Source organism: Pseudobdellovibrio sp. HCB154, assembly GCF_046267985.1.
Lineage (GTDB): Bacteria > Bdellovibrionota > Bdellovibrionia > Bdellovibrionales > Bdellovibrionaceae > Pseudobdellovibrio.
This window is the reverse complement of the sequence record NZ_CP176530.1, coordinates 983,413-1,002,677: the sequence shown is the minus strand read 5'-3', so window position 1 is coordinate 1,002,677 and position 19,265 is coordinate 983,413. Positions and strand designations below refer to the sequence as shown.

Sequence of the window (19,265 nt, the reverse complement as noted above, 5' to 3'; positions counted from 1 at the left end):
CATGAAAAAACTGAAATATATTCACAACAATAAAGGCGTAACCATCACCGAACTTATAATTGGGTTGGGTCTAAGTATGATGGTCGGACTTGGTATTTTTACATTCTTGTACGATAACAGCGAAATGCAAAAAAAACTCAGCAACAAATTGGATGATAAGATTGAGGCCAACCTTGCAGATAAATTGATTTTACGTGACTTGCGCGCAGCAGGTCCATCGCTGAATAATCTTAAATTTAACGATGATAATAATTTAAATTTTTACGACTTCGAACCTGATCGTTCAACAACCTATTATCGCGGCCAAACTAATAAAACCCGCACTGTAACGCTAAAAGATGGCGGCAATAAAATTATGTACTTCTTAGCTTTCGACGATTTACGTGGTAAAGGATTATTTGCCGATGCGGTTACATTCTTTGAAGTAGGTCCACCTCCTGCAAACATCTACCAAGCGGCAACTCTTACTTATCGTGGCATTAACTACAATAATTACTTAACAGCTAAAGACAGCAGCGGAGCAGATTTAAACAACCCACTTCTTATTAATCCAGTTAATTTAAATAAATTAGTTTTAGTCGATAGTTCATCTTATATGCCGACAGCCCCTGCACGCCCCGCTGTTTTTATCGGTAAAATCGTAAATGCTGGTGGCCTGTACGATATCCAAAGAGTTCCCTCAGGCAGTATTCCGAAGAATTCTGGTAAAGATCTTTGGAACTACTTAATCACTACCCCTACTGGCGGCACAGTCGATCCGACTAATTTTATCCAGTATATGTATAACTTACCACCGGTTGGGGCTAACGGTGCCAGTGTGCGCATTAAACCTGTTCGCTTATATAAATACGAACTCGATTGCGCTGATCCCGCTAACTGTATTCTCTATCGTCATGATGTACTTCATGGCGCTTCAGAACAAAAAATCCCTCTTATGCGTGGATTTAATTGTATTAGATTCAGCCGCAACGATATTGCGACCTCAGTATTTCAAATTTTAACTGATAAAAATCGCTGCGCTTACATCAAATAATCAAGCTACAACCAGCAGCTGTTGACCTTACGTTCAACAGCTACGCTTTTCGCTAAATCATAACCCGCATCTAAATGACGGAAAATTCCCATCGCTGGATCAGTTGTTAACACGCGTTTTAAACGACGTGCGGCTGCTTCTGTACCGTCAGCTACGATCACTTGACCAGAGTGCTGAGAATAACCCATCCCCACGCCACCACCATGATGTAACGATACCCACGTTGAACCGCTAGCCACTAATGCCATAGCTGATAACATTGGCCAGTCACTCACGGCGTCTGATCCATCTTTCATCGCTTCGGTTTCACGATTTGGCGAAGCCACAGATCCACAATCTAAATGATCACGACCAATAACGATTGGAGCTTTTACTTTTCCAGTGCGCACAAGTTCATTTAACAATAAACCAGCTTTTTCGCGCTCACCGTATTCTAACCAACAGATACGCGCTGGTAAGCCTTGGAACTTGATACGCTTTTCAGCCATATCTAACCATTTTAATAAATCTTTTTTATGCGGAAATAATTCTCTCATCGCATCGTCAGTCACTTTGATATCATTTGGATCACCCGATAAAGCCACCCAACGGAATGGGCCAGAACCTTTACAGAATAAAGGTCTGATATACGCCGGAACAAATCCTGGAAAATCAAAAGCATTTTTAACACCAGCATCGAATGCGCGCGCACGAATGTTATTGCCGTAGTCGAAAGTGATCGCCCCACGTTTTTTCATTTCAAGCATTGATTCTACATGCGAAGCCATCGATTTGTAAGCCGCTTCTAAATACGCTTTTTGATCACGCACTCTAAATTCAGCCGCTGTTTGCACAGTGTAACCTTCAGGAATGTAACCGTTTAATGGATCATGTGCTGAAGTCTGGTCTGTTAATAAATCTGGCGTAAAGTTTTTAGCTAACATTTCTTTTAGAACCGTAGCTGCATTTCCTAATAAGGCGATTGATTTAGCTTCTTTATTAGCTGCGTATTTTTTTGCACGCGCGATAGCTTCATCAATGCTATCAACAGATTCATCGACGTATTTTGAATCTAAACGTTTTTGAATGCTTACTGGGTCAACTTCAGTACAAATTACTGTAGCGCCAGCAAATACACCCGCTAGAGGTTGAGCTCCGCCCATACCACCTAAGCCTGCTGTTAGAATAATTCTTCCCGACAAGTCACCACCGAAATGTTGGCGGCCGGCTTCAGCAAAAGTTTCATAGGTACCTTGAATGATGCCTTGAGTTCCGATGTAGATCCAAGAACCGGCCGTCATTTGGCCATACATCATTAAACCTTTTTTATCTAACTCGTGAAAGTGTTCCCACGTAGCCCACTTAGGAACTAAGTTTGAGTTAGCCAGTAACACTCTTGGTGCATCTTCGTGAGTTTTTAAAACACCAATAGGCTTACCGGATTGAACTAATAACGTTTCATCGTTTTCTAATTTTTTTAAGGCCTCTAAAATTTTGTCATAAGATTCCCAGTTACGGGCCGCTTTGCCGATACCACCATAGACAACTAAGTTATCTGGATTTTCAGCCACAGCTGGATCTAAATTGTTTTGAATCATACGGTAAGCTGCTTCTTGCAACCAACCTTTGCAGTTTAATTTTGTTCCTGTCGGAGCGTGAATATTCTTATGCATAAATACCTCTTAACTATTTGTTACCCGCAAAATAACCGGCAAATAAAATTTGATCTTTTTGTTTAATAAAATAAATGAACGGATGATCGGCCTTAAACTCTTTCGGCTTTTCAACCGGTAGGGCAGCACCCATAGTCATCATCACAACCGCTGTCGCCGCAGCTGCTTCAGTGCCTTTTTCGCCAACTTCCACAAAAGCTTTATGAAAAATTTTGCTGATATATAGGTTTTCTTCTTTCGCTGTCTTTACTAACGGAGACATTAAAGAAAAATCAGCTTTTACTTTATCGAAAGGTAAAGTTAAACCTACTGTCTTTAAATCATTTTCAACTTCTGTCGAAAATTCAGTTTTAAATTTTGGCAGATAAACATTTACCGCAGGCTCTTTATAATCAGAATCTTTAACCTTAGAGATGTTTTTTAAGAAGTTTGGCTTAAATTCGCCGCCGATTGTTTTAGGTAAGAAAACCACAAAACTAATATCGTCACCCTGATACGGAAGAATCACTGAAGTAAAGTCTTTACCCTCAAAATACTTCAAACCATGAAACTTTTTAAACATCATAGAAACTTTAATTTTAGTTGAATGATCAACTTTAAAGTCTGCTTCTTCTGTTGAGTTAGCATCAAATTCACTTAACCATTTGGCTTTAAAATAAACAGCATTCACTAACACAAAACGTGTCAGCGCATTTAAACCATTAGCTGGAATTAAATCTTTAATCTTTTCTTTCGTTTTCTCTTCAACCCATTTGTTGATCACCGGAACAACTTCAGCGGATTTCGTTTTAAAATCTGCTTTTTCTAATGCGGATTGATAGCTTTCTTTTAAAGTTTTCTCAAATGCAGCTTCAATGGGATAATCTTGCTGAACCCAAACCTTCTGTGCAGAGACGAACTCATAGTCAGAATGTTTTACGTTAAGCTTTTTATAAATTTCAGAATTCGGTAAGGCTAAAATCTTTTTAAACTGCTGACGTGTTTCACCAGCAGAGCCTTCGGCTGTCATAGACAAAGCCACATCAAGGCTTAACGGAGAATAAATAAACGACTTTTTCTTTTTTAAATACTGAGCCGTTAAAATATCATTCATTGGACCAGCCACTACTGACTGGCTCAAAAACGTTAAACCAAGAATCCACTTTAGCATGCTAATTCCCCGACTTTGGCTTCAACCGCTTTAACGATGGCCCCAGTAACAATGAGCGATTTAATTTTTGCAACGTCTTTAGCAAAGATACGATCTTCTTTCGCATACGGAACTTCAGCACGAATTGTATCAAACGCTACTTTTACACCCTCAGCTGGTTTAAGCGGTAAAATCATATCTAAGGCTTGAGTTGCTGATAAAAATTCCATCGCGAAAACGTTTTGCGCATTTTCTACAACTTTAGAAAATTTACGAGCTGCAATTGTGCCCATCGAAACGTGGTCTTCTTTTTCTGCCGATGTTGGCATTGAATCCACACTGGCCGGATGAGCTAAAACTTTATTTTCACTCACCAAGCTCGCCGATGCGACTTGTACAATCATGTGTCCAGAGTTCAAACCACCATTAGGCGCTAAGAACGGCGGTAACTCAGACATTTGTGTCGAGATAAATTTAGAAATACGTTCATGTGAAATACTGGCTAACGATGAAACCGCAATCGCCGCGAAATCCATCGCGTGCGCTACTGGCATACCGTGAAAGTTACCGCACGATAAAATTTTACCCGCGTCAGCAAATACTAAAGGATTATCTGTTGCAGAGTTTGCTTCGGTCGTAAGTACGCGCTCGCAGTAATCAAGCGCCATTTTAGCTGCGCCATGAACAGCTGGCATACAACGAAGCGAATACGCATCTTGCACACGGTGATCAGTTGTTTCATGCAAATGACTGTCGCCGATTTCACTACTCGCCCCCATCACTTTTAATAAATTTTTCGCCGTCGGAGCTTCACCCATATGCGGACGAGTCGCAGCAATTAAGGGATCAAATGGGCGGCGTGAACCACGAAGACCTTCTAGAGAAGTTGCTCCCGCGATATCAGCAACCTTAAGTAATTGTTTCGCTTCGTAGAGCGCAAGCATACCTACGGCTGTCATCACTTGGCAGCCATTGATTAGTGATAAACCTTCTTTAGCTTTTAGAACTAGAGGCTGAATGTTTTTGTAATCCGTAGTCACTGATTTACCATCACCACTCCAGATTTCGCCTTCACCGATTAAAGTTAAAGCTAAGTGCGATAGCGGAGCTAAATCACCACTCGCCCCCACAGAACCTTGCGAAGGAATCACAGGAATTAAATCATTATTTAAAAATTCTAAAATTTTCTCGACTGCTTCAATACGAATACCACTAAAGCCACGCGCTAATGTATTCGCACGCAAGATCATCATGGCTTTTGATTGCTCTTTCGTGAACGGCTCGCCTATACCCATTGAATGTGAACGAATTAAATTTCTTTGCAGTTGTTCAATTTCAGAATCAGAAATACGCACTGAAGAAAATGCGCCAAAACCTGTATTTACTCCATACATCACTTCGCCATTTTTAATGCGGCCTTCGATGTAATCGCGTGATTTTTTAATTTCAGCGCGCGAACTTGCTGCTAACTCAAAAGTACCAGGGTTATAGACCATTTCATGCAGGGATTTTACGGTGATAGATTGACCGTCAATTACGTATTTTTTCATAGGCGAAATACTACCCAAAGGGCCATATAGAGTCGAGACTCGAATCACACACTACGGCGCAGGCTGCCAAGCATATTATTTGCGCTTTTTGAGAGTCAAATTTACCCTAAAAAGGCATAAGGAAACCTCTATGAAACAGCTTACAGCTTTGGCCCTACTTCTTGCTTTGTTTACGTCTTGCACAACTCAGTTTAAAAAAGCCCAAAATTTAATGGCTGAACGTAATTTTGATGAAGCTCTAGTCATTATGGAAGAACTGACAAAGAGAGATCCTAAAGACAGTGATTATCAAGTAGGCCTAAAACAAGCTCGCGAAGGCGTGATTGATCAAACTTTAATCCGCGTTCGTATGGCTCGTCTGGCGAACAATAACCAAGAAAGTTTAGAATTATTGCGCAAAACCGTTGAGCGTGAAAATAACTGGGGGCTTTTTCCGACAGGTGCTGTTGCCTTTACCCAAAGTGAAGAAACTGATGAAGCCTACAAAACACTTCGTACTGAAGTATACAGTCTTAATCAACGCCAGCGCCATTTACGCGTTTTATATCTTATCGAACGTTATAAAATTTTATTTCCCGAAGCGCGCCGCAAAACTTTTGATCTAGCTTTTAACGATGCAAAAACTCATGCCAAGAAATTCTGTTTAGAAAAAAGTCGAACAACTTCTGAAGACACTTACTTTTACAACCAACTGATCGCGAAGTGGTGCAGTTATGCTTCACAAAAAGCTTCTATCGCCAAAGCAGCTTCTCCGCTTTACAAAGACATCAATATCTCAACCAAAGATCAATTCCACACGCCACTTCCTCACACCTTTATCATGGCACTAAGTAAAAACACTAACGAACAATTTGTAAAAACTGGCTGGTTCGATAAAAGCTCTCGTAAAGATTTAGGTTTTACAGCAACAGGCACTTACCAGTTTAATGAAAACCGTTATAAAGAGTACCGCACCCACACTTATTCCGATCCTATAACCGTTAAAGCAGCTGATGGATCATCTAAAACAGTTTACGAAAGTCGCTCGTTTCCATATTTTGTGAATGTCGTTGCCCAAGAAGTAAATGCAGGAGTCAACGTTGTATCTACCGACGAACGTATCCCACGTTATCAAAACACTTATCATAAATCCGAGCGCGAAACTTCGCACGACTTTTACAATGCGGCTGTTGGCCTACGCCCCGAAAAAACCGGCGAAAGCTACACAGAATCTGAATGGTTAGATATCGTTTCGAAAAAATACGCCACAGAACTTCACGCCCACTTACGCAGTTCTTTTGAAGGCGTTTTTTGCTCTCCATTATCTGAGGCCACTCCACGCATTGAATTGATTAATCAATCGTTAATTTGCTTGCGCCAAATGAGTAAAAACCCGCCGGATGTAATTAGCCGTGTTTTTGAAAACGAATATCAAATGACTTCCGTTGAAATGGAAACTTTATTTCGAGTTGTTGAATAATTAGAACACTTTAAACTTGTGAGCCATTAGCTTGCGCACTTCTTCAATCCGCGCACTACGGGCTTGCGGATCTTGTTCGGTTTTTTCGATATAGTCTATTTCCTGAAGAAAGATTTCATTTAAACCCGCATTTGAATTTAATCTTTCTTCTAAAACTTTTTTATAATCAGCGATTTGCTCTTTAGTCGTTCCGACCGAAAGAATAAAAAAATCAGATCCATTATGTTTAAAGGGAACATGCGCACCGACAAGCTCTTTTTTTATGGCCTCGGCAGCTAAGCCTAAAGCTTTATCCCCTGTCGCTGTTTTTTGATGAAAGTAATTGAGCTTGCCTAAGTTTAATAAACTCACCCAAATAGTTCCACCGGCATGAGTTGGTTTTGCCACACGCTCTAGAAAATGATTAATCACCACTTTAGCGGTGTGCGACCTGGCATCCATAAAACCGGTGTTGTTATTTGTTTCTATCGGACGTGTTTCTGTGATCTGCTGGTCAATGTTGTAATACTCTAAACGGTACTCTTCGGCCTTAAGTTCATTTTTGTATTTACCGATTCCCAGCTGGCCAAGCCGTAAAACCTCTTGGATGCGTTGGCTTTTGAGCGCTGGCACAGAAGAAAACCAGACCGCGCGATGTTTCAACTGCGTAGTATCTGTTTTTTGCGCTGCTGGAAATGTTTTATTATAATTTTGCAGCGACATAATGGCCGGAATTTCAGGGCGAAATTCAGGTTTAATTTTATTTTCAGAATTTGAAAGGTTCACGCCACCTGTATATTTCGAAGTATCTAAATTAAAAGCCTGCTTAATTTTAATTTTCATTTCGGTTGCCATTTTTTCGGCCCGATGTTGAATAACTTCAGCCGAACTTCCGTCAAGATAAGCCGCCCCCATAGAAACACCTTCTTGCGAATAAGAAGTGTAGTTTTTAAATTGTAAAAAGAATCTTTGATATTCCAGCTCAGTGATTAACCCTGCTTTGCGCTTTTGATGGACCTCTTTAAATTCTGTCACACGACGACGAGTCTCTTGTAAAAAAACCGAATGAGCCTGAACATGAATTTCACGCTGCAGATTCTTCATAGTTAACTGTATGGCTTCGGGCTCTTGCGCTTCGATAACAATTCCAAACTCGTCTCCGCCTAAGCGAAACACGAGTCCGTCTTTCCCCACCACCTTTTGAATCGCATCAACGGTTTTAAAAAGATACAAGTCACCGGCCTGAGATTTTTCAGCAAAGTTTTTATTAACCCATCCCAGATTATTCACATCAATAAAGATAAAAGCACCACTCGCTTTACCCTCTTTGCGGTTATTAAAAATAGCATTTAATAGCTCGCGCCCGCTATTTAAATTAGCGTCGATCACATTTGCAAAATCCATCGTAAGTTCTGAACTTTTTAAGCGTGGATATCCGTTAACCGAATAAACATAATCGGCAAAATATTCATTTTTTGATTTACGAACTAGGCGTATGTGCTCAGGCAAAAATGAAAAACGTGTCTCAGTTTGAGATTCTGATTGGATACTTTGCGATGGCTGCGTAAACAACTCGGCACACATTGGCGCCGCAGCCAATGCCACAGAATTAACGCCCCTGCCAATAATAGTCATAGCAAGTGACATTAAAATTATTCTGGAAAAGATGAGCCTTAAAGCCTGCATGCTGTTTTACATAAGCAAAGCTGCAACCAGAAAGTTAAACAGAGGGTTTTATAAAAATGTTAAGAATAATATTAGAGTAAAGACTGAATATTTTTTCTGTAATTATCGGCAGTCTTTTCGCCTGTGAAAACAGCGCTGCCAGCCACTAACACGTCAGCTCCAGCTTCCCAGCATAACTGTGAAGTCTGTGGATTTACTCCACCATCGATTTCAATCAAGTAACTTAATTTATTTTTATCGCGGTATTGTTTTAGCCATGACACTTTTTCTAATTGGTCATGCATAAAACTTTGCCCGCCAAAACCAGGCTCCACCGTCATAATTAAAACTAAATCAACTAAAGCTAGGTAAGGTTTAATTTCTTCTAGCTTTGTACCAGGACGTAAAGTAATTCCTGGTTTCATTTTCAATTTACGAATTTGCAGCAAACAATCTCTGGCGATCTTAGTTGATTCAATATGAATCGTTAAATAATCAGATCCGGCTTTGGCAAAACCGTCGATATATTTCTCCGGACTATCGATCATCAAGTGCACATCCAGCGGAATTTTACTTACGCCCTTGATGGCTTTCACAACCGGCATGCCGATTGTCAGATTTGGTACAAAGTGCCCATCCATAACATCCACATGCAGCAAATGAGCTCCCGCTTCGGTGACTTTAGCGATTTCAGTTTTTAGATCGGCAAAATCAGAAGACAATAAACTAGGAGCAATCATTTTTGTATTCATGTAAAGCTTTGTCCTTTTACTAGATGATGTGATTTTAAAAAATCTGCGATAGGCATTCTATTTTTTGATTCAGGCTGCACTTCTAAAAGTGAAAGTTGGCCTTTTGCTGTCTGAATTAATAATTCATTTGCACTGACCGAAGCGACTTCACCCGGTTTTACCGCCGAAGAAGAATCAACAACTTTGGTTTTATGAATTTTTAAACGTTTACCCTGAAAGTTAACAAATGTTCCAGGCCCCATAGTAAAGGCACGAATTTTATTATGAAGACTTTCTGCAGATTTAGAAAAATCTAAAAGCGATTCTTCTTTTTCAATTTTAGGGGCCATCGAAACTAAAGCTTCATCTTGAGTTTGTGGAGCTAAATTTCCACGGATATAATCCATCAGCTCTACGTTCAATAATTCACAACCTAGCACCGCTAAACGATCATAAAGTTCAGTGGCATTGATTTCAGAATTCAATGGCACACGACGCTCACCGATTACCGGGCCTGCATCAAGCTTTCTTACCATACGTTGTAAACAAACGCCCGTAACCGCATCACCCGCTTCAATCGAACGTTGAATGGGAGCAGCCCCACGCCATTTCGGAAGTAAACTTCCGTGCACATTCACCGCGCCATAAGTAAAACTATCTAGAAAATCTTGAGATAAGATTTGACCAAAAGCCACAACCACGGCGACTTCAGCCTGCCATGATTTGATTTTTTCAAAAGCTTCTGGCTCTTTACGTAAATTTTCAGGAGTAATAACTTCTAAATTATTTTTAAGTGCTAATTCTTTAACTGGAGACGGTGTTAACTGCATCTTACGTCCGCTCGGACGATCAGGCTGAGTCACAACACCTACGACCTTGTAGTGATCATCAGACAAAAGAGCTTCTAAGTGTTTCGCGGCAAAATCAGGTGTTCCGAGAAAGCAGACTCGAACGACGCTCATTATTTTACCGGTTCCTTTTTACGATCACGGGCTGACTTCATTTCTTCTTTTGTAGGGTAACCGCTTTTTTTGATCGTGTTTTTGATCTTATTGCTTTTGGTAAAGCTGATATGGTCAATAAACAATGTACCTTCTAGGTGATCCATTTCATGTTGAACCACGATGGCTAATAACCCATCTGTTGTGAAACGAATTTCTTTACCGTTAACATCGAAAGCTTTGACTTCAACTTTTTCAAAACGTTCAACCGTTTCAAAAAAACTTGGAACTGACAAACAACCTTCATCAAAAGTTGTTTTACCTTCGCCTTTTACGATTTCAGGATTAATTAAAACTAAAGGTTGAGTCACTTGCTGTTCAAGTTCCGTCATATCGCCAATTTCATAACGGCCTGATTCACCTTTTGGGCGGCAATCAATCACTAACATACGAACTAACTCGCCCACTTGCGGAGCGGCTAAACCGATACCGTTCGCATCGTACATTGTTTCAAGCATATCCTCGGCTAACTTTTTAAGTTTAGCCGTAACTTCCGGTGTGAATTTCTCAACCGGTTTAGAAACTTCGCGTAATACAGGATTTGGATATGTTAGAATTTCAAGTTTAGCCATTGTCTCATTGCTCGCTTTCAGCTCGCCTGCAGAGTATAAAATTATTTTTTCAGACGCAAGAGAAAGAACACCCCTAAAGCTGCCATCATAATGTTCGATCCCCAAGCTGCTAAAAATGGCGGAAGTGTTCCGTGATAACCCATTGTTTGCATCGAGCTATAGACAATCCAATACGTCACCACTAAGCCTAAAACAATACCCGCGTTTTTAGCCATTCCGCCACCGCGCGCTTGGCCTACGCAAAATGGTAATGCTAGAAGACTCATCACTAATCCCGCTAAAGCAAAACTGAGTTTAGAGAAGTAATCCACTTCATATTTAACGGTATCTAAACCTGCTTCTTTATTCTTAGAAATATAACGCGAAAGTTCACTGTGCGATAAAAGATCAGAAGTTTGTCCGGTGCTTCGTAAATCCTGGGCATCTTCAGCCATCACGATAGTTTTTTGATCAAATTTATCGTTTAGCGGAAAGCTTGAATCCGAACTAAAAACCGAGATTGTGCCGTTTTGTAAAAACCATTTTGAACCCTCTAAAACAACCGACTCTGCCGTTAATAATTGCTTTAAATTCCAAGCTTCATCAAAGAAGTACAAAGTTAAACCTTGAGCTAAATTTCCCTCGGCATTAAGGGTTTTAATGTTAAAAATTGTATTCTTAGAACGATACCAAATTTTATCTGTTTTGATCGTCTGAAACTTCGATGGCTTTTGTTCGATAAAGTTATAAAACGTAAAGTTTTTCTGTTTCGTAAACATGGGTAACAAACGATCACTGGCCACGTAATCAATCACGCCAATCACCAATAACGAAATGAAAATCCAACGAGAGATTCTGAATAAACTTAAACCCGATGCAAATAACGCAATGAGCTCTGAGCCTTTATTCAAAGTAGAAATTGTTAAAACAAGTCCGACCACTGAGGCGACCGGAAGCATTTTGTGAATAATTTCAGGCAAAAAGTAGCCGTAATAGCTTAGAAAAACCCCAGTATCGACAGCCTTGTAACGAAGAACGTTGCTCATCACATCGGTTGCCATAAACAACGTCACAAAGATAACTAAACCCGCAGCGAAGGATACCCAAAAAAGACTCAAGATGTAGCGATCAACACGACTCATTTATTAACCTATCTGGCTGCGCCAGAATATTCCCTAGAGAATATTGTGCCTTACTCTTGACTCAAGCGGTATTGTGATATGTACTTTAGTCATGGCCTTACGCGTCTTATTAGCTGATGAATCCTCGACCATAAAGAAAGTGTTGCAACTTGCCCTTTCTGATTTGGGTATCGAGGTAAAAAGTGTTCCTTCTGGAATCGATGTTGTTCCCGTGGCACTCGATTTTCGTCCAGATATTATCTTTGCTGACATTCTGTTATCAAAACGTAACGGCTATGAAGTTTGCGGCGATATCAAAGCCAACGCGCAATTAAAAAATACTCCGGTTGTTTTAATGTGGAGTAGCTTTATGGAATTTGACGAAAAGCTTTCACAAAAAGCTGGCGCCAATGCCCGTTTAGAAAAACCATTCGATACTGATGCTTTAAGAAATGTCGTCAATAAATTCGTTAAAAAAACTGAAACTCACCCGCTTAAAGGTCTTTTAGATTTTCCGACGCTTCCTGATTTTGAAGAGTCAGAAACTATGGTTCGTCACAGATTACAAAACCAAGCTCATAACGATGAACTTGTGATCGATGACGATATCGAAGACTTTCAACCGCTGGATTTAAAACCTGTTACGCAAAAACCGCAACAGCCGCAAATGCAGCAACAACAAATGCAAAAGCCGGTTAAACCAGCTGTTGAGGCTCACATCATTGAAGAATATGATCCATCGAACGACATTCACATTGAGACTGAAAACTATGGCGAATTCGAAGAAGTAGTTTTAGTTAAAGGCGATAAAGACGACGAACTTGAAAAAACAATTCAAGGACAGCTTAAAAACTATCTTGAAAGTTCGCCAGTAGCTTTAAACAAAATTTCAAAATCTAATGACGGCCCTCAAGGTAAAAACTTAAGCCGTTTTGAAGAACAACTCATGCGCGAAGAAGTGCGCTTGATGGCTGAAAAAATCTGTTGGCAGATTATTCCAGAAATCACCGAGAAAATTGTCAGGGAAGAATTAAAAAAACTCCTAACCGACATTGAAAAGTCAGTGTAACTAAGTTACAGAAATAGACCTATGACAATCCATGATCTCATTAAAGCGGCCCTTAAAGAAGACATGCCTTTTGGCGATGTCACGACTGAATCTTTAGCTGTAAAACCAAAAATTGGTGAAGCGATTTTAAAAGCCAAGCAAGACCTTGTGCTTTCAGGATCAACAGCTTTCGAACAAACACTTTTACTTTTAGAACCTAATGTAAAAATAAAATGGCTTTTTGAAGAAGGCGATCTGGTTTACAAAGACCAAACTATTTGCTCAATCGAAGGTGATCTAATCCAGATCTTAAAAGCTGAGCGCGTAGCTTTAAACTTTTTAGGTTTACTTTCAGGTATTGCCACTTTAACTCGTAAGTACGTTAAAGCTGTTGAAGGCACTCGTTGTAAAATCTTAGACACGCGTAAAACAACTCCCCTATTTCGTGAGTTAGAAAAACGCGCTGTTGTTCACGGTGGCGGAATGAATCACCGTTTCAATTTATCTGATGCCATTTTAATTAAAGATAATCACATCACTCTTATGGGTGGCATCACTGAAGCAGTCACTCGCACTCGTCAACACACGAATCTTCCGATTGAAGTTGAAGCTTCAACGATTGAGCAAGTGAAAGAAGCGATAGGTTTACGCGTAGACCGTATTCTTTTAGACAACATGAATAACGAAACTCTTAAAGAAGCACGCCAACTTGTGCCGGACTTCGTTAAAACTGAAGCCAGCGGCAATATGAATTTAGAACGTGTTGGTGGCGTAGCCGCTATCGGTATCGACTTCATTTCGGTAGGCGCCTTGACCCACTCGGCCCCTTGTGCTGATGTCAGTCTGTTATTTGACTGGGGTAACTAATATGAAAGAATCTCCGACCGACGATATTAAAATCGGCGTTATTACGGCGTCATGGGCTGAAATGCATAACATTTCTTGCGACTATCACAAATCAACAACCAGCACGAATGATCTTGCTAAAGATGATGCGTTTAATGGTTTAGATGCCATTCAGTTGTATGTCACTGATGAGCAAACTCAAGGCCGTGGCCGTGGTGATCACACCTGGACATCGCCTGTTGCGGGCTCAAGCTTACTTTCAAGCTGGTCATTTCAATCAGCAGTAACTCCAAGCCCGTACATTACATCACTTATCGGTCTTGGATTATTTAATGCAGCTCGCGCGACGTGGCCGTTTTTAAACTGGAATTTAAAAGCACCGAATGATTTATATATCGATGATAAAAAAATCGCAGGTCTTTTAGTTGAAACTGTCACTCAAGGCAACCAACACAGAATTATCGTGGGCCTTGGGCTAAATGTTTTCGCTCATCCGAAACTTCCGATCGCCACAGATCTATTTGCCGAAATGAGCAAAGGAAAATTTCCGGGCGTGATGGGATCTGACTGGATTAAATTTTTAGATCGTTTGTTATTTGAGATCTGCGCATTGATTCCAGAAGCTAATCTTGAACCTGATGAAACTTTACAAGCTTCAATGTTAGCTGTGTTCAACATGCACCCGAAATTAACCAGTAAATATTCTGACTTTAAAACATTAAAAGAGGACTTGTGGCGTTAACATACACTCCGGAAAACCCAGAGTTTGGTCAACCTTGCCCTGACTTCACTTTACCTGGCATGGATGGAAAAACTTATTCTTTAAAAGATTTTACTAACGGCAATCCGCTAGTGGTGATGTTTATCTGCAACCACTGCCCATATGTGAAAGCGATTGAAGATCGTTTAATCCAACTAGGCAAAGATTTAAAAGCTGAAAACATCAACGTTGTTGCGATCTGTTCAAATACAGATACGAAGTACACTGAAGACAGTTTTGAAAACTTACGTAAAAGATTTTTTGAAAAAGAATACAGTTTTTTCTATCTGCACGACGAATCACAAGACGTAGCTAAAAAATTTGGCGCAGTTTGTACACCTGATTACTTTATGTTTGATGGTAAACTTCAACTTCAATACCGTGGTCGTTTAGACGACAACTGGAAAGAAGCTGATAAAGTGACTCAACGTGAGTTATATCAAGCGGCTCTTGATTTAAAAAATCACCGCCCGTTACAAAAACAAACACCCTCTATGGGGTGTTCAATTAAATGGAAAGCCTAATTTACAATGGTTAAACATACGTTATTTGCCGTAACAATCGGTTTAGTGATTTTCTTTTTATACTTAATGCAATACACAGGTGCTTTTAAATCTGTAGCTGTAGTACAAGACCAACGTGGCCCTTACACTTTAGTTTTTAAAGACTACACAGGCCCTTATCACAAAATCGTTTCAACAATTGAAGAAGTTGAAAAATGGGCCAGAGAAAATGGTTTAAAATGCCGTTTAAGTTTTGGTGAATACCTAGATAATCCAGCCACAGTTGAAGAAGGACGCCTTCGTGCAAAAGGTGGATGTTTAATTGATCCCAAAGATGAAAACGAAGATAAAGTTTTCGCTGGCTTAAAAGATAAATTACCAGAAGGTTTTAAAACCGAAATTTACCCAGAAACAAAAGCGGCCGTGGCCTTATTCACAGGTGCTCCAGGCATTGGGCCTTTAAAAGTTTATCCAAAAGCTGATGAATTTATTAAAGAACAAAATTTATCGCGTAAAGGCTCTGTGTTAGAGATCTACGAAGTCTTAGAAAAGAATTCGATGCAGACTGTATATATTTGGCCGTTAAATTAAAATACTCCAGCTAATTAAATATTGTCCCAAATTAACTATCTCAGTCTGGGAATATGAGATAAATACTCATTTATTTGTAAACTATTTTATAAATAATCCGATATTTATAAAATGAAACACAATCACCTGTTAGTAATAGCTGTTTTATTTTCATTATCATTAACTTCATGCCTTGAACAAAAAGAAGAATTGCCTTCTCTAGAAAGCCAGTTGCCAGGAATAACTCCTGGCACTCCGGGATCACCCCCCTCAAACCCTCCAGTTACTGGGGGCTGTGATTCCACAGCAAGCACATTGGCAGATGCGGGATATTACATTCCACCAGGGCGTGAAATGATTCCTTTATGCGATGGAGACATTCTTCTTCAGGATCCGACAGACAATACACTTGGCTTAATTAATGTTGGAACCCAACAGGTCAAAAATGTTTGGCAATTAACGGCCACACCTTCACATATGGTTATGGATGAAGCCAGAAAATATGTATATATCGCCTTAGTTGGCGCTAGCAAAGTTGCACGTATTGATGTTTCAGCGGCAACCAATACCGTCGACTATATTTCTACGAGCGCACCAGCATCTTGGCTTGCGCTTGGAGAAAGTGGATTTTTATTCGCCAATTTAAGTTCTCAATACTGGGGAAATGTCGACCTTCTTGATTTAACGGCGCTATCAAGAGTTCACACATTTACGGGCAGTTACTATAAAATGATGGTGTACAACAAATCCAGAAAAGAACTTATTATGTCAGCTCCAGGGCTTTCACCAGCTTCTTTATATCGTTACAGTTTCGATCCGAATGCAAACACCTTAACTCAAGTTGAATACGTATTTGATAATGGAAGCAACGCCAATTACATGGCTATTTCGCCAGACTTTCAAAAGTTTGCTCTTTCTGCTGGAGCCGGGAATAGCTCGGGTTATGTTTTATTTGATTACAACCCGGCTTCACTAACCGCAACAAATGGCACATACAATGTCGGCGCCTACCCTAAAGGGGCCGCCTTTACACCGGATAGCAATTTCTTTGTAACAACGAATGCTTCAGACAAAGTTAAAATCTTTAACACGACAACACATGCACTAGTTCGTGAATATACGCTAAATACATCCGTCTGCTCTTATGCAACAATTGAAACCGTTAAGTTCTCAGCCGGCGGCAAAACAGTCTATGTAAATCTGACGTGTGGCTTTAATGATGATTCGGGTATCTTATTAGCATTTAAATTTCAATAGCGCTGGTCCACAAATTGTAATTATAATGGCACGATAAACTTTAAGTCCTAAAATTCCCCAAAAGGAGTTCTTATGAATCGTGCCTTTTTATTTTCTTTAGTTTTTTTATCTCTACAAGTCCAAGCCGCTTTCAAATTAAAACCAGGCTTATGGGAAGTTGAAACAACTACATCGGTAAACGGAAAAACTCACGACTCTCAAGGCCAGATGCAAGAGATGATGAAAAAGATGACGCCGGCCCAACGTGCACAAATGGAAAAAATGATGGGTTCAAAAGGCATGGCGTTTGGCGATAAGGGCATGAAGGTTTGTCATACTGAAAAATCAATGTCTGACGAAGCTTTAGTTCATGACCCAAAAAGTAAATGTAAAATCACAGACAAAAAAGATTTAGCAGATGGTGTTCGCTTCAACGTTCAATGCGATAAAGGTTCAGGTATGGCTGAATACCACAGAACAAGCGATACGGCTTATTCAGGCTGGAACGAGTTCACCACAGCCAAAGGCAAAAGCCGTATGGAATTTAAAGGTAAATTTCTTTCAAACAACTGCGGCGATGTAAAACCGCTGACTGAAGTTAAATAGTTAGTTAGAGCACTTCACGACTTTTAGATTTAGTTTCAGATCTTCGTGGTAAATGCTGACTTTGGCCTGGCCCATGGCTACGCCTGAAGCATTTGCACGCACGATCACTTCGCCACCGCATGATGATTCAGTGACTACTCCACCTTGTGATAATTCATGGCGAGAGCTTAGGTATTTATCAGTCGCTACAGATTCTGCTTTTAAAACTTCACCCTTACCACCGCTCAAGAAAACTTCTAACTGAGTTTTAGCCGTTCCACCTGGATGAACGCGTGTGTTTACTTTTTGCGAAGTGTTTTCGATCACAAGCTTTTCACCCGTCGCTAAAGTGACTGGAAGGCTTGCTGTGCAGGCTTTGCGATCAAGGCTTACACCTTGTTCTTTTTTAACGTAAAGATTTAAGGGAATGGCGTATAACGATTCAGCTTCTGAGATAACTTTTAATTCACTGGTTTTATTCGTGCAGCCGGGGCCTGCGATTTGAAGCGTTCCGAAGGTTGCTGCTTGTGCTGTTAAGGTGCTAAGTACTAGAGCTATCGTCGTAAGAAGTAGTTTCATTTTGTCCCCCGTTTTAAGGCCTTTTTAACCTATAAAATGTTATATACAAAACCAGGGCCAATTATAACGACTCCAAAACGAAAAAAGCCCGCTTTTACGCGGGCTTAACAAGTATTATGTTGTATTGTTTTTAGTATTACAATGAAGATTCTTTTTTAAGAAGCTCATCTATCGTCAAACCGATACCAGCATGACCATTAAACACAGTACCTAATTTGCCTTTGTTAAAGTGCTCAGTCGCTGTGTCGTAAGCTTTTTTAGGAAGCGGAACATACTTAACCTGTGGAACGATTGAAGCCGCTTCTTTTAAGTACATCATTACGAAATCTTTTACTTCCGTGCGTTTTGCAGCCTCTGCATTTACGTAAATAAATAGCGGGCGAGATAAGGGATTGTAAGACGCATTTTCAACAGTTTCTTTTGTTGGAAGAACAGCTTTACCCGCTTTGTTTACGATAGCTAAAGCTTTAATTTTTTTAGAGTTCTCTAAGTAGTAAGCTAATGGAATAAAACCTAAAGCTCCTTTATCGCCAGCTACACCTTTAACTAAGATGTTATCGTCTTCTGAAGCTGTGTAATCACCACGAGATGATTTAGCTTTACCAACGATCGCTTCAGTGAAGTAATCAAAAGTTCCAGAATCAGCACCTGCACCGTAAAGTTTAAGAGCTGTTTTTGGCCAAGCCGCATTTACATCAGCCCATGTTGCCACTTTACCTTGAGCTTCTGGAGCCCACATTTTTTTCAGATCAGCAACAGTGATTTCTTTAAGTGGATTTGATGGGTGAACAACAACTACAGTGGCATCAAAAGCTACAGGTAATTCAAAAAATTTGATATTCGCTTTACGGCAAGATTCAACTTCAGATTGAGAAATTGGGCGAGACGCGCCAGTAACTTCGATTTCGTTACGGCAGAATTTTTTAAATCCACCACCAGTACCAGAGAAAGCTGCCGTGATTTTTACCGCACCTTTTTGTGCTGCTTGAAATTCTTCAGCCATCGCTTCAGTGATTGGATATACAGTTGATGATCCATCGATTTTGATAAGTTTTGGTTCTGCTGCAGATACAGTCGACGCGAAAGCAAACGCTGCGATTAAGCCTAAAAGTTTCATACTATAACTCCTAAAGGGTGTTAGTTATTTATTGTGAGACCGATTTTAGTAATTCCCAACCAGAAAGTATTGTTAGGACTTTGTTAAGACGCCAAATGTTACCAAATCAAACCCTGACAGGACAAATTTTACATTCTCGCACAACAATAA

Annotated in this window: 19 protein-coding genes; 9 read left to right on the top strand and 10 right to left on the bottom strand. The window is 40.1% G+C overall.

What is annotated here, in order from left to right:
• Nucleotide 1: 1 nt before the first annotated feature.
• Entirely contained in the window at nt 2-1,033 is a 1,032-nt protein-coding gene (locus tag ACKWCF_RS05025) for a hypothetical protein (RefSeq protein WP_409479608.1), read from the top strand.
• A gap of 5 nt (nt 1,034-1,038) precedes the next feature.
• Here ACKWCF_RS05025 and hutU read toward each other — a convergent pair whose 3' ends face one another.
• The 3 genes from hutU to hutH are packed head-to-tail and all read right to left on the bottom strand — an operon-like array spanning nt 1,039 to nt 5,364.
• Nucleotides 1,039-2,685: a urocanate hydratase gene (gene hutU / locus ACKWCF_RS05020; protein WP_409479607.1), complete on the bottom strand. Its 1,647-nt coding sequence runs from the start codon at nt 2,683-2,685 to the stop codon at nt 1,039-1,041.
• Nucleotides 2,686-2,698: 13 nt separating this feature from the next.
• Nucleotides 2,699-3,835: a serpin family protein gene (locus ACKWCF_RS05015; RefSeq protein WP_409479606.1), complete on the bottom strand. Its 1,137-nt coding sequence runs from the start codon at nt 3,833-3,835 to the stop codon at nt 2,699-2,701.
• Nucleotides 3,829-5,364, bottom strand: coding sequence for a histidine ammonia-lyase (gene hutH / locus ACKWCF_RS05010; protein ID WP_409479605.1), 1,536 nt, complete (start codon nt 5,362-5,364; stop codon nt 3,829-3,831). The genes ACKWCF_RS05015 and hutH overlap by 7 nt, the downstream gene beginning before the upstream one ends.
• 130 nt (nt 5,365-5,494) lie before the next feature.
• Between hutH and ACKWCF_RS05005 the strand changes: the two genes are divergently transcribed.
• The gene (locus tag ACKWCF_RS05005) at nt 5,495-6,823 is read left to right on the top strand and encodes a hypothetical protein (protein ID WP_409479604.1); all 1,329 of its coding nucleotides are present in this window, start codon (nt 5,495-5,497) and stop codon (nt 6,821-6,823) included.
• Here the strand turns inward: ACKWCF_RS05005 and ACKWCF_RS05000 are convergent, their stop codons facing one another.
• The 5 genes from ACKWCF_RS05000 to lptG all read right to left on the bottom strand — a co-directional run bounded on the left by ACKWCF_RS05000 (nt 6,824) and on the right by lptG (nt 11,892).
• Entirely contained in the window at nt 6,824-8,407 is a 1,584-nt protein-coding gene (locus tag ACKWCF_RS05000; RefSeq protein WP_409479603.1) for a diguanylate cyclase domain-containing protein, read from the bottom strand.
• 152 nt (nt 8,408-8,559) lie between these two features.
• Nucleotides 8,560-9,219, bottom strand: a complete 660-nt coding sequence (rpe, locus tag ACKWCF_RS04995; RefSeq protein WP_409479602.1) for a ribulose-phosphate 3-epimerase — start codon at nt 9,217-9,219, stop codon at nt 8,560-8,562.
• Complete coding sequence (gene fmt, locus ACKWCF_RS04990) at nt 9,216-10,160, bottom strand: methionyl-tRNA formyltransferase (RefSeq protein WP_409479601.1); 945 nt, start codon at nt 10,158-10,160, stop codon at nt 9,216-9,218. The genes rpe and fmt overlap by 4 nt, the downstream gene beginning before the upstream one ends.
• Complete coding sequence (def, locus tag ACKWCF_RS04985) at nt 10,160-10,771, bottom strand: peptide deformylase (RefSeq protein WP_409479600.1); 612 nt, start codon at nt 10,769-10,771, stop codon at nt 10,160-10,162. The genes fmt and def overlap by 1 nt, the downstream gene beginning before the upstream one ends.
• Nucleotides 10,772-10,812: 41 nt before the next feature.
• Complete coding sequence (lptG, locus tag ACKWCF_RS04980) at nt 10,813-11,892, bottom strand: LPS export ABC transporter permease LptG (RefSeq protein ID WP_409479599.1); 1,080 nt, start codon at nt 11,890-11,892, stop codon at nt 10,813-10,815.
• Between the two features lie 91 nt (nt 11,893-11,983).
• Between lptG and ACKWCF_RS04975 the strand changes: the two genes are divergently transcribed.
• From ACKWCF_RS04975 to ACKWCF_RS04945, 7 genes are all read left to right on the top strand, one after another.
• Complete coding sequence (locus tag ACKWCF_RS04975; RefSeq protein ID WP_409479598.1) at nt 11,984-12,940, top strand: response regulator; 957 nt, start codon at nt 11,984-11,986, stop codon at nt 12,938-12,940.
• Nucleotides 12,941-12,961: 21 nt separating this feature from the next.
• The gene (gene nadC / locus ACKWCF_RS04970) at nt 12,962-13,786 is read left to right on the top strand and encodes a carboxylating nicotinate-nucleotide diphosphorylase (RefSeq protein WP_409479597.1); all 825 of its coding nucleotides are present in this window, start codon (nt 12,962-12,964) and stop codon (nt 13,784-13,786) included.
• A gap of 1 nt (nt 13,787) precedes the next feature.
• Nucleotides 13,788-14,507: a biotin--[acetyl-CoA-carboxylase] ligase gene (locus ACKWCF_RS04965; protein WP_409479596.1), complete on the top strand. Its 720-nt coding sequence runs from the start codon at nt 13,788-13,790 to the stop codon at nt 14,505-14,507.
• A complete protein-coding gene (locus ACKWCF_RS04960) occupies nt 14,498-15,049 on the top strand; it encodes a thioredoxin family protein (protein WP_409479595.1) in 552 nt (183 codons plus the stop codon). Before ACKWCF_RS04965 ends, ACKWCF_RS04960 begins: the two co-directional genes overlap by 10 nt.
• A gap of 6 nt (nt 15,050-15,055) precedes the next feature.
• Entirely contained in the window at nt 15,056-15,619 is a 564-nt protein-coding gene (locus tag ACKWCF_RS04955) for a GyrI-like domain-containing protein (protein WP_409479594.1), read from the top strand.
• Between the two features lie 111 nt (nt 15,620-15,730).
• The gene (locus ACKWCF_RS04950) at nt 15,731-16,855 is read left to right on the top strand and encodes a YncE family protein (RefSeq protein WP_409479593.1); all 1,125 of its coding nucleotides are present in this window, start codon (nt 15,731-15,733) and stop codon (nt 16,853-16,855) included.
• Between the two features lie 72 nt (nt 16,856-16,927).
• Nucleotides 16,928-17,440: a DUF3617 domain-containing protein gene (locus tag ACKWCF_RS04945; RefSeq protein WP_409479592.1), complete on the top strand. Its 513-nt coding sequence runs from the start codon at nt 16,928-16,930 to the stop codon at nt 17,438-17,440.
• On the opposite strand, the gene ACKWCF_RS04940 is transcribed toward ACKWCF_RS04945, so the two are convergent.
• Together ACKWCF_RS04940 and ACKWCF_RS04935 are read right to left on the bottom strand one after the other, a co-directional pair.
• On the bottom strand, nt 17,441-17,998 hold the full coding sequence (locus ACKWCF_RS04940; RefSeq protein WP_409479591.1) for a DUF4360 domain-containing protein: 558 nt from the start codon (nt 17,996-17,998) through the stop codon (nt 17,441-17,443).
• Nucleotides 17,999-18,134: 136 nt separating this feature from the next.
• Nucleotides 18,135-19,115, bottom strand: coding sequence for a PstS family phosphate ABC transporter substrate-binding protein (locus ACKWCF_RS04935; protein ID WP_409479590.1), 981 nt, complete (start codon nt 19,113-19,115; stop codon nt 18,135-18,137).
• Nucleotides 19,116-19,265 lie beyond the last annotated feature (150 nt).